This is a genomic window from Pseudomonas sp. DY-1 (assembly GCF_003626975.1).
Lineage (GTDB): Bacteria > Pseudomonadota > Gammaproteobacteria > Pseudomonadales > Pseudomonadaceae > Metapseudomonas.
Map to the genome: position 1 here is coordinate 2,653,173 of NZ_CP032616.1, position 16,669 is coordinate 2,669,841.

The following is a 16,669-nucleotide window of genomic DNA, read 5'->3' on the forward strand; positions in this document are numbered from 1 at the left end:
CAGGAGAGTCACCCCATGAGCAGTGTTATTGCGATCGTCAAAAGCATTGTTGGCCAGGTTTTCGCAATGTCCCCGGAAGGGTTCCAGCGCCTGCTCGTAGAAGGTGACCGCCTATTCAAGGGTGACCAGTTACAGACGGGCATCGAGGGGATGGTGACTCTCGAGCTCACTGACGGCCGCACCGTCGATCTGGGCCGCGACACGCAATGGAGCGAGTCCGACGCCGTCGCCAGCGTCGAAACACTGCCTGCCCAGGCTGCTTCCCCGACGCCCGCCGATGACGTTGCTCAACTGCAGAAGGCCATCGAGGCAGGCGTCGACCCGACCAAGGAACTCGAAGCCACTGCGGCAGGCCCGGGCGCTGGTGGCGCTGGCGGTGGTGCCGCTGGTGGCGGCCACAGTTTCGTGATGCTGGATGCGACGGCCGACCGCGTCGACCCGACCATTGGATTCTCCACGGGAATCGAGCCACTGGCCGGAGAAGTGCTGGCGGAAGAAGACAACACACCGACTGTAGATGCCACGCTTCCGTCGAATGACGGCCAACAGCCCACCCCTGAACTGCCGGACAGCCCCAACGCGTCCCCGCAAGGCCAGGACGCCAGCCTGACCACCGACGAAGACACCCCAGTGAAGGGGCAACTGGGCGCCACCGACCCCGACGGCGACCCGCTCACCTACACGCCCGGCGACGTTCCGCGCAACGGCACCGTTGTGATCAACCCGGACGGTTCCTACACCTACACGCCCAACCCGAACTTCAACGGCACCGATACCTTCACCGTAATTGTCGATGACGGCAAAGGCGGCACCGACACAATCGTCGTCACTATCGGCGTGAATCCGGTGAACGACGCTCCCGTTGCGGCCAACGACGGCCCGGCTGCAGTGACCGAGGACACTCCTGCCACCGGCAATGTCCTGACCAACGACAGCGACGCCGACGGCGATAGCCTGACCGTCACCCAGTTCACCGTTGGCGGAACCACCTACACCGCCGGCCAGACTGCCACCCTCACCGGCGTTGGCACCCTGGTCATCAATGCCAATGGCTCCTACACCTTCACCCCGGCACCGAACTACAACGGCCCGGTGCCGACCGCGACCTACACCGTCACCGACGGTACCGCCACCGATACCGGCGAGCTGAGCTTCGGCAACGTGAGCCCGGTAGACGATGCCTCCGCCCTGGTCGCCGACAGCAACACCGTGGCCGAGGACAACCCGGCCACCGGCAACGTGCTGGGCAACGACAGCGATGTGGATAACACCCTCACCGTCGCCAGCTTCAGCGTGGCCGGCGTCAATGGCACCTTCACCGCCGGCACCACCGCCACTATCAATGGCATCGGCAGCCTGGTGATCAATGCCGACGGCACCTACACCTTCACGCCGAATGCCAACTGGAACGGCGCGGTACCGCAGGTCAGCTACACCACCAACACCGGCAGCAGCTCGACACTGAACATCAGCGTCACGCCGGTGAACGATGCTCCGGTCGCCGCTAACGATGGCCCCGTCCCGGTCACCGAGGACACCCCGGCCATCGGCAATGTGCTGACCAACGACAGCGATGTGGAAGGCGATACCCTCACCGTCACCCAATTCACCGTGGGCGGGACCACCTACACCGCCGGCCAGACCGCCACCCTCAGCGGCGCTGGCACCCTGGTCATCAACAGTGACGGCAGCTTCACCTTCACTCCGACACCGAACTACAACGGCCCGGTGCCGACCGCGACCTATACCGTCACCGACGGTACCGCCACCGATACCGCTGAGCTGAGCTTCGGCAACGTCAGCCCGGTCAATGACGCACCGGTCGCCAGCAATGACGGCCCGATTGCCGTGACCGAAGACACCCCGGCCACCGGCAACGTGCTGACCAATGACAGCGACGCCGACGGCGATACCCTGACAGTTACCGGCTTCAGCTTCGGCGGTGCCAGTTACCTGGCCGGCCAGACCGCGACCATCAATGGCGTCGGCACCCTGGTCATCAATGCCAACGGCAGCTTCACCTTTACTCCGTCGCAGAACTACAACGGCCCGGTGCCGACCGCGACCTATACCGTCACCGACGGCACGGCCACTGATACCGCCGAGCTGAGCTTCGGCAACGTCAGCCCGGTGAACAACGCACCGCTCGCCAGCAACGACGGCCCGGTCCCGGTCATCGAGGACCTCGCGGCGGTTGGCAATGTCCTGACCAACGACAGCGACGTCGACAACGACACCCTGACCGTCACTCAGTTCGAAGTGAGCGGCAGCACGTATCTGGCCGGCCAGACTGCCACCCTCGCGGGCGTCGGCACCCTGGTGATCAATGCCAATGGCAGCTTCACCTTCACACCGGCGCAGAACTACAACGGCCCGGTGCCGACTGCGACTTACACCGTCTCCGACGGCACCACCACCGACACTGCCGAACTGAGCTTCGCCGACGTCACCCCGGTTGACGATGCCTCCGTCCTGGTCGCTGACAGCAACACCGTGGCCGAAGACAACCCGGCCACCGGCAACGTTCTGGGTAACGACAGCGATGTGGATAACACCCTCACCGTTGCCAGCTTCACCATCAATGGCGTCCCCGGCAGCTTCACCGCCGGTTCCAGCGCGGTGATCGCCGGTGTCGGCACGCTGAGCATTGCCGCTAACGGCAACTACACCTTTACCCCGGTGCAGAACTGGAACGGCGACGTCCCGCAGGTCACCTACACCACCAACACCGGCAGCAACTCCACTCTGGATATCACCGTTACCCCGGTGGACGATGCGTCCGTCCTGGTGGCGGATACCAATAGCGTCGCCGAAGACAACCCGGCCACCGGCAATGTGCTGGGCAACGACAGCGATGTGGATAACACGCTCACCGTTGCCAGCTTCAGCGTGGCCGGCATTACCGGCAGCTTCACCGCCGGCCAGACCGCGACCATCGCCAACGTGGGTACCTTCACCCTCGGCAGCAATGGTGATTACACCTTTACCCCGGCCGCGAACTGGAACGGCACGGTGCCGCAGGTCACCTATGTCACCAACACCGGCAGCGATTCGACGCTGGACATCACCGTCACGCCTGTGAACGACGCGCCTATCGCCTCCAACGATGGCCCGATTGCGGTCACCGAGGACACGCCGGCCATCGGCAACGTCCTGACCAATGACAGCGATATCGATGGCGACAGCCTGACCGTCACTCAATTCGAAGTCGGTGGCAGCACTTATCTGGCCGGCCAGACTGCCTCCCTCACGGGTGTCGGCACCCTGGTGATCAACGCCAATGGCAGCTTCACCTTCACCCCGGCGCTGAACTACAACGGCCCGGTGCCGACTGCGACTTACACCGTCTCCGACGGCACCACCACCGACACTGCCGAACTGAGCTTCGCCGACGTCACCCCGGTTGACGATGCCTCCGTCCTGGTCGCTGACAGCAACACCGTGGCCGAAGACAACCCGGCCACTGGCAATGTGCTGAGCAACGACAGCGACGTGGATAACGTCCTGACTGTCGCCAGCTTCACCGTGACCGGTGTTACTGGCAGCTTCAACGCCGGCCAGACCGCCACCATCGCCAACGTCGGTACCTTCACCCTCGGCAGCAATGGTGACTACACCTTCACCCCGGTCGCCAACTGGAACGGTGACATCCCGCAAATCGCCTACACCACCAACACCGGCAGCAGCTCCACGCTGGATATCACCGTCACCCCGGAGAATGACGCACCTGTCGCCTCCAACGACGGCCCGATTGCGGTAACCGAGGACACCCCGGCCACCGGCAATGTCCTCACCAACGACAGCGATGTCGACGGTGACAGCCTCACTGTCACCCAGTTCGAAGTGGGCGGCGCCACCTACACCGCTGGGCAGACCGCCACCCTCACCGGTGTCGGCACCCTGGTGATCAATGCCAATGGCAGCTTCACCTTCACACCGGCGCAGAACTACAACGGCCCGGTGCCGACGGCGACCTACACCCTCTCGGACGGCAACCTCACCGACACCGCCGAACTGAGCTTCGCCGACGTCACCCCGGTGGACGATGCTTCCGTCCTGGTGGCGGATACCAACAGCGTCGCCGAGGACAACCCCGCCACCGGCAACGTGCTGGGCAACGACAGCGATGTGGATAACACCCTCACCGTTGCCAGCTTCACCATCAATGGCGTCCCCGGCAGCTTCACCGCCGGTTCCAGCGCGGTGATCGCCGGTGTCGGCACGCTGAGCATTGCCGCTAATGGCAACTACACCTTTACCCCGGTGCAGAACTGGAACGGCGACGTCCCGCAGGTCACCTACACCACCAACACCGGCAGCAACTCCACTCTGGATATCACCGTTACCCCGGTGGACGATGCGTCCGTCCTGGTGGCGGATACCAATAGCGTCGCCGAAGACAACCCGGCCACCGGCAATGTGCTGGGCAACGACAGCGATGTGGATAACACGCTCACCGTTGCCAGCTTCAGCGTGGCCGGCATTACCGGCAGCTTCACCGCCGGCCAGACCGCGGCCATCGCCAACGTCGGTACCTTCACCCTCGGCAGCAATGGTGACTACACCTTCACCCCGGTCGCCAACTGGAACGGTGACATCCCGCAAATCGCCTACACCACCAACACCGGCAGCAGCTCGACGCTGGACATCACCGTCACGCCTGTGAACGACGCGCCTATCGCCTCCAACGATGGCCCGATTGCGGTCACCGAGGACACGCCGGCCATCGGCAACGTCCTGACCAATGACAGCGATATCGATGGCGACAGCCTGACCGTCACTCAATTCGAAGTCGGTGGCAGCACTTATCTGGCCGGCCAGACTGCCTCCCTCTCGGGTGTCGGCACCCTGGTGATCAACGCCAATGGCAGCTTCACCTTCACCCCGGCGCTGAACTACAACGGCCCGGTACCAACGGCGACCTACACCCTCTCGGACGGCAACCTCACCGACACCGCCGAACTGAGCTTCGCCGACGTCACCCCGGTGGACGATGCCTCCGTCCTGGTCGCCGATACCAACACCGTGGCCGAGGACAACCCGGCCACTGGAAACGTCCTGGGTAACGACAGCGACGTGGATAACGTCCTGACTGTCGCCAGCTTCACCGTGACCGGTGTTACTGGCAGCTTCAACGCCGGCCAGACCGCCACCATCGCCAACGTCGGTACCTTCACCCTCGGCAGCAATGGTGACTACACCTTCACCCCGGTCGCCGACTGGAACGGTGACATCCCGCAAATCGCCTACACCACCAACACCGGCAGCAGCTCGACGCTGGACATCACCGTGACGCCGGTCAACGACGCGCCGCAAACCAATGCAGCCGCGGGCTCGGGCAACGAAGACAACCCGATCACCGTCAACCTCAGCGGTTCGGACATCGATGGCAGTGTCGACCACTTTGTCATCAAGACACTGCCCACTGACGGCACCCTGATGCTCAACGGTGTCGTCCTGGGCCTTGGTGCAATCGTTCCTGCCACCGGCAACGGTGCCAGCCTCACGTTCGTGCCGAATAACAATTGGAATGGCAGCAACACCTTCCAGTACGCCTCGGTGGATAACCAAGGCCTGGAAGATGCCACGCCAGCCACCGGCACCATCACGGTCAATGCGGTGGACGATGCTTCCGCGCTGATTGCCGATAGCAATACTGTGGCCGAAGACAACCCGGCGACCGGCAACGTGCTGGGCAACGACAGCGATGTGGATAACACACTCACCGTTGCCAGCTTCACCATCAATGGCGTGCCTGGCAGCTTCACCGCCGGTTCCAGCGCGGTGATCGCCGGTGTCGGCACCCTGAGCATTGCGGCTAACGGCAGCTACACCTTCACCCCGGTGCAGAACTGGAACGGCGACGTCCCGCAGGTCACCTACACCACCAATACCGGTAGCAGCTCCACGCTGGATATCACCGTCACCCCGGAGAATGACGCGCCTGTCGCCTCCAACGACGGTCCGATCGCGGTAACCGAGGACACCCCGGCCACCGGCAATGTCCTGACCAACGACAGCGATATCGACAACGACACCCTGACAGTCACCCAGTTCGAGGTCGGGGGCAGTACCTACCTGGCTGGCCAGACTGCCACTCTTACCGGTGTCGGCACCTTGGTGATCAACGCCAACGGCAGCTTCACCTTCACCCCGGCACTGAACTACAACGGCCCGGTACCGACCGCGACCTATACCGTCACCGACGGTACCGCCACCGATACCGCCGAACTGAGCTTCGGCAACGTCATTCCGGTGAACGACGCCTCGGTCCTGACGCCCGACACCAACAGCGTGGCCGAAGACAACCCGGCCACCGGCAACGTGCTGGGTAACGACAGCGATGTGGACAACGTCCTGACTGTCGCCAGCTTCAGCGTCGCGGGAGTCACCGGCAGCTTCACTGCTGGCCAGTCCGCCATCATCGTCAACGTCGGTACCTTCACCCTTGGCAGCAACGGTGACTACATCTTCACCCCGGCGCAGAACTGGAACGGTTCGGTGCCGCAGGTTACTTACGTCACCAATACCGGCAGCAGCTCGACTCTGGATATCACCGTGACGCCGGTGGACGACGCGTCGGTCATGGTGCCCGACACCAACACCGTGGCCGAGGACAATCCGGCCACCGGCAACGTGCTGGGTAATGACAGCGATGTGGACAACACCCTCAGCGTTGCCAGCTTCAGCGTGGCCGGCGTCACCGGCAGCTTCACCGCCGGTTCCAGCGCGGTGATCGCCGGCGTCGGCACCCTGACCATCGCCGCCAATGGCAACTACACCTTCACCCCGGTGGCCAACTGGAACGGCGCGGTGCCGCAAGTCACCTACGTCACCAACACCGGCAGCGAGAGCACGCTGGATATCAGCGTCACACCCGTGAACGATGCGCCGCTGGCAAATAACGACGGCCCGATTGCTGTCACCGAAGACAGCCCGACCACCGGCAATGTCCTGACCAATGACAGCGACATTGATGGCGATAGCCTGACCGTCACTCAGTTTGAAGTGGACGGCACCACCTATACGGCCGGCCAGACCGCGACTATCAATGACGTCGGCTCGCTGGTCATCAATGCCAACGGCAGCTTCACCTTCACTCCGGCACCGAACTACAACGGCCCGGTACCAACCGCGACCTACACCGTCACCGACGGCACCGCCACCGACACCGCCGAACTGAGCTTCGGCAACGTCACCCCGGTCGACGATGCCTCCGCCCTGGTCGCCGACACCAACACCGTCGCCGAAGACAATCCGGCTACCGGCAACGTGCTGGGCAACGACAGCGATGTGGACAACACCCTCAGCGTCGCCAGCTTCAGCGTGGCCGGCGTCACCGGCAGCTTCACCGCCGGTTCCAGCGCGGTGATCGCCGGCGTCGGTACCCTGACCATCGCCGCCAATGGCAACTACACCTTTACCCCGGTGGCCAACTGGAATGGCGCGGTGCCGCAAGTCACCTACGTCACCAACACCGGCAGCAGCTCGACGCTGGATATCACCGTCACCCCGGTCGACGATGCGTCGGTTATGACGCCCGACACCAACACCGTCGCCGAAGACAACCCCGCCACCGGCAATGTGCTGGGCAACGACAGCGATGTGGATAACACCCTCAGCGTCGCTAGCTTCAGCGTGGCCGGCGTCACCGGCAGCTTCACCGCCGGTTCCAGCGCGGTGATCGCCGGCGTCGGTACCCTGACCATCGCCGCCAATGGCAACTACACCTTTACCCCAGTGACCAACTGGAATGGCGAGGTGCCGCAGGTCACCTACGTCACCAACACCGGCAGCGAGAGCACGCTGGATATCACCGTCACCCCGGTGGACAATGCCTCCGCCCTGGTGGCCGACACCAACACCGTCGCCGAGGACAACCCCGCCACCGGCAACGTGCTCGGCAACGACAGCGATGTGGACAACACCCTCAGCGTTGCCAGCTTCAGCGTGGCCGGCGTCACCGGTAGCTTCACCGCCGGTTCCAGCGCGGTGATCGCCGGCGTCGGCACCCTGACCATCGCCGCCAATGGCAACTACACCTTTACCCCGGAGGCCAACTGGAATGGCGCGGTGCCGCAAGTCACCTACGTCACCAATACCGGCAGCGAGAGCACACTGGATATCACCGTCACCCCGGTGGACGATGCCTCCGCCCTGGTCGCCGACACCAACACCGTCGCCGAAGACAATCCGGCTACCGGCAATGTGCTGGGCAACGACAGCGATGTGGACAACACCCTCAGCGTCGCCAGCTTCAGCGTGGCCGGCGTCACCGGCAGCTTCACCGCCGGTTCCAGCGCGGTGATCGCCGGCGTCGGCACCCTGACCATCGCCGCCAATGGCAACTACACCTTCACCCCGGTGGCCAACTGGAATGGCGCGGTGCCGCAAGTCACCTACGTCACCAATACCGGCAGCGAGAGCACGCTGGATATCACCGTCACCCCGGTCGACGATGCCTCCGCCCTGGTGGCCGACACCAACACCGTCGCCGAGGACAACCCCGCCACCGGCAACGTGCTCGGCAACGACAGCGATGTGGACAACACCCTCAGCGTCGCCAGCTTCAGCGTGGCCGGCGTCACCGGCAGCTTCACCGCCGGTTCCAGCGCGGTGATCGCCGGCGTCGGCACCCTGACCATCGCCGCCAATGGCAACTACACCTTCACCCCGGTGGCCAACTGGAATGGCGCGGTGCCGCAGGTCACCTACACCACCAATACCGGTAGCAGCAGCACGCTGAATATCACCGTAACTCCGGTCAACGACGCACCGGAAACCCTTGCAGCCAGTGGCAGCGGTAATGAAGACACGGTGATCGCCGTCAACCTCAGCGGTTCGGATGCCGACGGCACCGTCGCCAGCTTCAAGCTGACCTCGCTGCCGGCCAACGGCACCTTCTACAGCGATGCCGCCGCCACCGACCCGCTCAGCACCAGCAGCGTCATCAACGCGGCGAGCAATGGCGCGACCATCTACTTCAAACCAAACGCAAACTGGAATGGCACAACCACCTTCCAGTACGCCTCCACCGACAACCAGGGCCTGGCAGATGCCACCCCGGCAACCGGCACCATTACCGTCAACCCGGCCAACGATGCACCCGTATTCGGTACCATCAGCGGAACCGCAACCGTCTCTGAAGAGGGGCTGACCAGCGGCTTGCCGGACACTACCGGGGCACCGACTGACTCAACCAATGCACAGGTCGCAAACGGCACCTTCGCTATCAGCGACATCGACGGGCCAAGCCTGAATGTAACGCTGACGGCGCCAACCACTGCCCTGACCTCGAATGGGGTTCCCCTTACGTGGTCCGGCAGTGGCACATCTACGTTGAGCGCTACAGCTGGTGGCCAGACAATCATGACCATCAGTATCACCAGCTCGGGCGCCTATACCGTTACATTGCTCGGCCAGCTGGATCATGCGGTGGCGAATGCGGAGGATGTGCGTGGTTTTACAGTGGCGGTGACTGCCAGCGACGGCGTGAGTTCCTCCAGCGGGACCTTACAGATCAACGTCGAAGACGATGCGCCAGTCATGGCGACCCCGATGCAAAGCATTCTTCTCGACTCGTCCAGTACCACAGCCATTGGTGAACTCAATCTGTCGATTGGCGCCGACGCCAATGGTGCTTCGATTCAGTTCAGCACAACCACCGGTGTATCCGTCGACAGCAGCGGATACATCCTCAGCACCACTCTGGACAAAAGCGGTAACGAGATCAGTACTTCCAGCTATCTGACTTACCAGGGCAGCAAGCTGCATTACGTGACCGGGACCAATTCCGTGAGCGCCTTGGCGGCCAATGGAACCGAGGTATTCAGGATTACTGCAGACCCAATCAGTGGCCAATACAAGGTGACCAACTTCGTCGATCTGGACTCGCCCTCCGCGGTACTCAGCAACTTCAATCTCTCGGGCGGAAATTCGGGTCTCTACGACTTGGGCACCAATAGCAGGTTCTCGCTTCAAGCCTCGGCTACGGCCAACGGCGTAGCTGACACCGTGAATACCAGCAACAACAGTTTCGGAGTCGGTACCGGCCAGTCGATCGATACGGGGGATCTGCTCAACTTCACTTTCATCGACAAGAGCACCAATCAGTCGACTGACTTGACGTCTGTCACACTGACCACCGACAAATTAGGCAACAACGAGTCCCTCACCTGGTCGGCCTATAACTCGTCCGGAGCCCTCGTTGGCGCCGGGACGCTGAATGGCGTGTCCAGTGGTACAACCACCTTCACGATTGACGCCAGCAAGCTCAACAGTGGCCAGTTCGAGTTCAGCACCATCAAATTCGGTGCGGGCTCCGGCACCTCGTACAAGCTGATCATCGACTCTCTCACCGGACAGACCGAAGCCTACGACCAGCGGATTACGCTGGGCGTCAAGGCAACGGACGGAGACCACGACAGCACGGCCAGCCACCCCCTGCAGATCACCTTCGACTCGGACAACACCCTCCAGGCTGGCTCTACTGGCACCGCCCTGGGTGGCGCAGCCGGAGCTAACAACCTGATTGGCGGCGTCGGCGACGACACCCTCACGGGAGGCAAGGGCAGTGACACTCTGTGGGGTGGCACGGGCGCCGACACCTTCGTCTGGAAGGCCGGCGACGCGGGCAGCACAGGCAGTCCGGACCTGGATGTGGTGAAGGACTTCAAGATGAGCGAGGGCGACAAGCTCAACCTCAGCGATCTGCTGCAAGGGGAAACCAGCGCCACCATCGACAACTTCCTCAAGCTGATCGTCGATGCCGGCACCGGCAACGCCACACTGCTGGTCAGCAAGGACGGCCATCTGAACGACGCCGGAGGCACTGTCGCCAGCCACGCCGACCTGTCCATCACCCTCGAGGGCGCCGCAGCCCAGCTCAGTGGTTCGTCCATCAACTCCCTGATCGCGGGTGCTGATCCGACCATCAAGGTGGACCAGAACTGATGTTCTCCGGTCCGCAGCCACCCAGGTGGTTGCGGACCGGGGGCATCTGCCCTCATGCTCGCGGCATTCCTGAAGGGAGACTCGCCATGCTCTATATCCAGCGCGACGAAGAAGGAAGCCTGGTTCGCGTCGAGGCCGCGGCATTCGATGAGATGACCGGCAGCCTGCCGGCCGACGACCAGGAGATCCAGGCCTGGTACGCCAACCTGGCAATGCAAAGCAGCCTGCTGCAGCTGAAACAGAGCGACCTGGACATGATCCGGGTACTCGACGACCTGATCACAGTGCTGATGGCCAAGGGCGTGATCCGCATCACCGACCTGCCACCAGCCGCACAATCCAAGCTGCTCAGCCGGAACCAGGCGCGTGAGGCCCTTGGCGGCATTTCTCGGCTGATCGTCGAAGAAGACGACGAGCTGGGCTCCGGACTGATCTGAGCCGGACCGCACGACTACCCGCTCTTCGTGGGAGCGAATTCATTCGCGAAATCCCCGCACGCTCCACGCAGCACCGTTCTTGTAGGAGCGGTCTTGCTCGCGAAGCTCCTGAGTCCGGCCTTTCGCGAGCAAGCTCGCTCCTACGGAAACGCCAGGTTCATCCTGGCACTCGGAGCATTCTGGTTGTAGATGACGTCCTGGGGACGCAGCGCCCCAGGCTCGAATTCGACCCGACGAACATCCTCCTGAACTCAACCCACCGTCAACGCCAGGGCGCCGGCGCACCGAACAGTTGACCCTGCACGCCCTGGATACCCATCGCCCGCAACACCTCCAGTTCCCCTTCGGTTTCCACGCGCTCGGCAATCAACGGCAGGTCGATGCTATGCGCTGCACGCTGCATGGCCTCGATGAACAGACGCTTGTCGGCTTCCAGGTCGATGGCGCGAATGTAGCTGCCGTCCACTTTCAGGTAGGCCAGACCCAGGCGGGCCAGGTTGCCGATCATGCTGAAGCGGCCGCCGAAGTGCTGCAGGCTGAGGCTGAAGCCCAGCTCGCGCAGGCGTCGGGTGAGTTGCTCCAGCGTGGCCTGCTCGGGCAGCTGATCCTCTCCCAGCTCCAGCACCAGGCGCGGCCCCAGTTGGGCGTGCTTGCGCAGCAGCTCGAAGGCCTTGTCCAGCGCCTGTGGCTCGCGCAGCAATGCGCCGGAAAGGTTGAGCGCCAGGGTTTCGCCATGGCTGGCCATCTGCTGCAGCACCAGCTCCAGCATCAGCAGATCGAGGCGCGCCATCCAGCCGAAGCGCTGCAGCCAGGGCAGGAAACGTCCGGCCGGAATGTTCCCACCGTGCTCGTCGCGCAGGCGTGACAACACCTTGTAATGCAACACCCGCGCACGATCACGACTGTCCACCACTGGTTGGAAATAGAGCTGCAGCTGCCGCTGGCTGAGGGCGTGATCCAGCATCTGGTGCCAGGCGTGGCGTTCATCACCCACGCTGGGCGCTTCGCCCTGGGTCAGCGTCGCCCAGGTCCGGTCGGTCTGGCTTTCCGCCTTGGCCAGGGCTTCGTCGGCCAGGCGCAGCAGGTCGGACAGCGCTTCACCCGGGTTGAACGGCACCAGTCCCATATGGGCAACGGGCAACGCATCGGCCGAGCCCGTGGTCACCAGATTGGCCAGCCCGGCATCCAGGCGTTGCGCCAGCTGCTCGGCTTCTTCCGCCACCAGACCGGGCAACAGCAGGGCGAAATCGCCGCCCCGACTGCGCGCAACCAACCGGCCGGCGCCCTGCCCCGCCGCCACCTGGGTCAACAGCTCGGCCACCGCCAACAGCAACTGGTCGGTGCGCTGGCCACCCAGACGCTGGTTCAGGCCGGCCAGGTCATGCACCCGCAACAGGAACAGGTAACCCGCACTGGCGTGGTCCTCGGCGCTAAGGCGCGCCTGCAACTGCATCTCGAAATAGCGGCGGTTGGCCAGGCCGGTGAGGTTGTCGCGATAGGCCTCGTCGCGCAGGCGCTCGCTGCGTTCGGCCTGTTCCTGAAACAGTGCCTTGAGCTTCTCCACCATCTGGTTCATCGCCTGTACCACGCGACGCAACTCAGGGGTGCGCGGCAGTTCCGGCAGGCTGAGGAACTCGCGGCGCGAAATGGCGTGGGACTGTTCGACCATGTAATCCAGCGGTTTGAGCTGGCGGCGCAGGAGGAAGGCGCCGAGGCCGGCACTGACCAGCCCGCAAACCAGTAACCAGCCGAGGCTGCCCAATGCGCTCTGCCAGAGCCGGGACAGCGCGAACAGAGGGTGGCTCTGCACTTCCACCCGTGCGGCCTGCTGCCAGCCACGGCTGACGATGGCGTCGCCACCAGCCGAGCGCAGGCCGATCAGGTCGACGAACCACTGCGGCACCTGGGCGCCCACGGCATCGGGCACGCCGGTACGCTCCACCAGGACCTTGCCGCTTTCCAGGTCAATCACCCGGATGCTCTCGTAATAGCCACTGTCGAAGATGGAGCTGACCATCAGTTCGACCATCGCCGGGTCGTCTATATGCGGGGTCAGCGACAGGCCGAGGGCAGTCGCCGCATCCTGGGCGTGAGAGCGCAATTGGTTGACGTACTGCTCTCTCGAACTCTCCAGGCCGACCATGAAGCTGCCGCTGAAGGCGACGACCAGGAACAGGCAGATGGCGATCAACAACTGTTTGAACAGAGACATCTCGACTCCTATCGGGCCGGTTCTACGGGGAAGCCTTCGGCCTTCATCTTCTTGAGCAATTCCTGCCAGCGCGAAAGGCGCTTGGCGTCGCCCACCTGCTTGCCGCTGCCTTTGCCGGCAAGCCAGAGGCCTTCGGCGTTGAAGGCGTAGACCGGCAACAAGTCGGCGCGTTGACTGGCGGGACGGATGACGCCCACCAGGTTGTCCAGCACCAGCGGCATGGCATCGGGCGTGGCGTAATAGGTCAGCACCATGTGCGCCTGGTTCAGCCGCAGGGCCTTGACGTAGGTGATACGCAACTTCTCGCTGGGCACACCGAGTTGACGCAGGCTGAAGTACTTGGCGATGGCGAAGTCTTCGCAATCGCCGGCACCTATACGCAAGGCTTGCACGGGCGTCGCCCAGTAATCGGTTTCACCCCAGAGTTCGCGGTCATCACGAAAGCGCAGCTTGGCGTTGAAGAAGCGGTTCACTTCTTCCAGTTGCTTCTTCTCGTCGACGCCGGAGAGGCGCCCGAGCATGGCCTGCCAGTCGTCTATCCGTTGCTTGCCGGGGCCGAGGGGGCCATAGAGGGATTCGGCACGCTGGCTGATCAGGGTGAAATCCCAGTCCGCCCGCAACGCTCCAGCCAGCAGCGCTGGGAGCAACGCCGCGACCAGGGCCGGCATCCGCCACCCCCTGCGCGTACGCCAGGCCTGAACGCAACCTTGGAACATCCACCATCCCGTCTAGGAGGCCATCGGGGCCCCATGGAACACGGCGCGAATGGTGCGGGCTGGCCCTGAAAAAAACAATGGCATTCTGCCGCTACACAGCAGACGACAGCGCGTAGGGTGCGCACAGCGCACCCTACCTGTCGAACCTCGTCGGTGGATTCAGCGCAGACCGCGCAGATGCAGGAAGCCGAACAGCAGAACCTGCAGCCGTTCCAGCCAAGGGAAGGGACGTGCCTTCAGCTTGCGATTGAACAGCGCCGCCTCGCCTACGTGGGCCAACAGCACCAGACCCGCCGCCAGCAGCAATGGCCGGTGCAAGGGTTCGCCAAAGGGATAGATCACATTGAGCAGCGCCACCAGCCAGAACATGGCCAGGGCGCCCTTGAGGAAGGATGACAGGTGCATGGTGCCTCCGAAGTTTGCGGACCAGGCGGCCAGTGTGCCGCCTGGTGCCTTGCGGCTCTCCGCACTTTCGGTTGGCGCGGTCACTCAACGCACAGTGAGGGCGATGGGGGCTTCCTCGAAGTCGAAGCAACCGAGGAAGGTCTTGATGTCCATCAGGTTGCCATCCACCTTCACATCCCCCAATACGGCCCCTTTGAGCAGGCTGTTCTGGCCGCTGATGACGGTATCGAGATAGGTCTTGTCGAAGGTCAGCTTGAGCGTGGTGCCTTCGGGGATGCCTTTGTGCAACTCGGCTACGCCACGGCGCACTTCCAGCGCCCACTCTTCCTTGATGTCGGGGAACACGAAGCCCAGGGTTAGGTTCACGTCGGCGCTCTTTTCCGGATCGATTCGGGTCACCCAGTTCTGCAGGAAGATGCGCGCCGGCAGGTTCTTCAGCATGTCGTCGGACAGGAAGGCGTTGCGCATGCCCTGGGACAATTGAAGTGCAGCGTCGCCGTCCAGTTTGCCTTCCAGTTCCATGGCGCTCATCAGGTACCAGTTGCGCCAGTTGATGTTCATGCTGGCGTAACCCATGCGACGGAAGCTGCGCGCCTTGATCTCGCGGGCCAGTTGGTCGTCGTGATCGATGTGGATCGCGTGGCTCGCCAGCTCGGCGGCCCATTGGTAGTCACCCTTGAGATAGGCCTCGCCAGCCGCCATCAATACCTTCTCGCGGCCACCCATCAGGGCGACCAGGCGCTTGGACTTCTCCACCGGTGGAATCGGGTCGAGGTCCACCGGGTCGCCCTGGAACCATCCCAGGTAGCCCTGATAGATCTGCCGCACGCTGTGCTTCACGGTGCCGTAGTACTCGCGTAGGTAGGGCGTGTAGCCCGCCAGGTAAGGCGGCAGCTTGACCTTCTCCACCAGCTCGTCGGGCGTCAGGCCCTTGTTCATCCAGCGCACGGTCTGGTCATGGACATAGGCGATGGCGTCGCGGGTCATACGCAGCACCTCTTCCACCTTGTCCTTGCCGGACACCGGCTGGCCGTGCAGCGGAACCATGAAGTCGGCCTGGTAGGCGCGCAGTTTGTCGAGGCTGTTCACCCACACCACCGGATCGCGGAACTTGGTACCACGCAGGGTATGGATGTTCGGCAGGGTCGGTCCCTGCGTCACCTCGGCGCTGATCAGCACGCGGTTCTGCGGCAGGAACAGCACGATTTCGTCCGGTGCTTCGCTGGGTACGTGGAGGAACTGCACCGGCAGTCCGGCGATGGTGGTGTCGAGCTTGTCCTTGAAGGTGATGGTGGGCGCGATGAAGGTGGATTTGCCCTCATGTGCCAGCGGGCCGAGCCCGGCGTTCATATCCTTCTTGTCGCTGTCCGGCAGAGCGGCACCGAAGCTGTAACCCGAGCGCATACCGAGAATGGGGCCGACCAGCGCACCCTGGGTGACCACGTTCTCCAGCAGGGTTTCCTGGGCATAGATCTGCACCTCACCACTCTTCACCTGCTCTTCACTGACGAAGCCTTTCACACCGTTGATGTGGTCGGGATGGAAGTGGGTATAGACGATGGCCTTGATGGGCTTTTCGCTGATCTTGCGGAACTCCGCCAGGACCTTGCGCGACTGCTCGGCCGACTCGCCCGTGTCGACGATGATCAGGCCTTCGGGAGCATCGATCATCACGCTGTTGGCCAGGTTCCAGCCCACCGCCGAGTACACGTTGTCGGCGATCTTGTAGACCTTCTCGTTGAAGTGCCTGGTGTGCTCGGCCAGCTCGGCGTTGATGCTGGGCTGAATGGACTCTTCCGGCAGTGCAGCGTCGGCGCCCAGGGGCAGTGCGGCAGCCAGGAGCAGGCCGCTGAATCGGGTGGAGATGCGCATGGTTCGCTCGGGGATTGTTGTTATAGGCCGAGACAGGCTGGCAGGGGCCTGCTAATAATTCCAATGCATTCTTC

6 protein-coding genes are annotated in these 16,669 nt (G+C 63.3%); 2 read left to right on the forward strand and 4 right to left on the reverse strand.

Annotated features, from left to right (window positions below):
* The first annotated feature begins 15 nt into the window (after positions 1-15).
* Together D6Z43_RS12565 and D6Z43_RS12570 are read left to right on the forward strand one after the other, a co-directional pair.
* Positions 16-10,953: a retention module-containing protein gene (locus D6Z43_RS12565; RefSeq protein ID WP_120652525.1), complete on the forward strand. Its 10,938-nt coding sequence runs from the start codon at positions 16-18 to the stop codon at positions 10,951-10,953.
* A gap of 86 nt (positions 10,954-11,039) precedes the next feature.
* On the forward strand, positions 11,040-11,390 hold the full coding sequence (locus tag D6Z43_RS12570) for a tryptophan synthase subunit beta (protein ID WP_120652526.1): 351 nt from the start codon (positions 11,040-11,042) through the stop codon (positions 11,388-11,390).
* A 262-nt stretch (positions 11,391-11,652) separates the two neighbouring features.
* On the opposite strand, the gene lapD is transcribed toward D6Z43_RS12570, so the two are convergent.
* The 4 genes from lapD to D6Z43_RS12590 all read right to left on the reverse strand — a co-directional run bounded on the left by lapD (position 11,653) and on the right by D6Z43_RS12590 (position 16,595).
* Entirely contained in the window at positions 11,653-13,602 is a 1,950-nt protein-coding gene (lapD, locus tag D6Z43_RS12575) for a cyclic di-GMP receptor LapD (protein WP_120652527.1), read from the reverse strand.
* A gap of 8 nt (positions 13,603-13,610) precedes the next feature.
* The gene (gene lapG / locus D6Z43_RS12580; RefSeq protein WP_174235582.1) at positions 13,611-14,270 is read right to left on the reverse strand and encodes a cysteine protease LapG; all 660 of its coding nucleotides are present in this window, start codon (positions 14,268-14,270) and stop codon (positions 13,611-13,613) included.
* Positions 14,271-14,477: 207 nt separating this feature from the next.
* Entirely contained in the window at positions 14,478-14,723 is a 246-nt protein-coding gene (locus D6Z43_RS12585; RefSeq protein ID WP_120655251.1) for a DUF1145 domain-containing protein, read from the reverse strand.
* 84 nt (positions 14,724-14,807) lie between these two features.
* A complete protein-coding gene (locus D6Z43_RS12590; RefSeq protein ID WP_120652528.1) occupies positions 14,808-16,595 on the reverse strand; it encodes an alkyl/aryl-sulfatase in 1,788 nt (595 codons plus the stop codon).
* Between the last annotated feature and the right edge of the window lie 74 nt (positions 16,596-16,669).

Coding starts and splice junctions, on each gene's coding strand:
- D6Z43_RS12570 (WP_120652526.1), top strand. CDS start 11,040: ATGCTCTATATCCAGCGCGACGAAGAAGGAAGCCTGGTTCGCGTCGAG.
- D6Z43_RS12585 (WP_120655251.1), bottom strand. CDS start 14,723: ATGCACCTGTCATCCTTCCTCAAGGGCGCCCTGGCCATGTTCTGGCTG.
- D6Z43_RS12565 (WP_120652525.1), top strand. CDS start 16: ATGAGCAGTGTTATTGCGATCGTCAAAAGCATTGTTGGCCAGGTTTTC.
- D6Z43_RS12590 (WP_120652528.1), bottom strand. CDS start 16,595: ATGCGCATCTCCACCCGATTCAGCGGCCTGCTCCTGGCTGCCGCACTG.
- lapD (WP_120652527.1), bottom strand. CDS start 13,602: ATGTCTCTGTTCAAACAGTTGTTGATCGCCATCTGCCTGTTCCTGGTC.
- lapG (WP_174235582.1), bottom strand. CDS start 14,270: ATGCCGGCCCTGGTCGCGGCGTTGCTCCCAGCGCTGCTGGCTGGAGCG.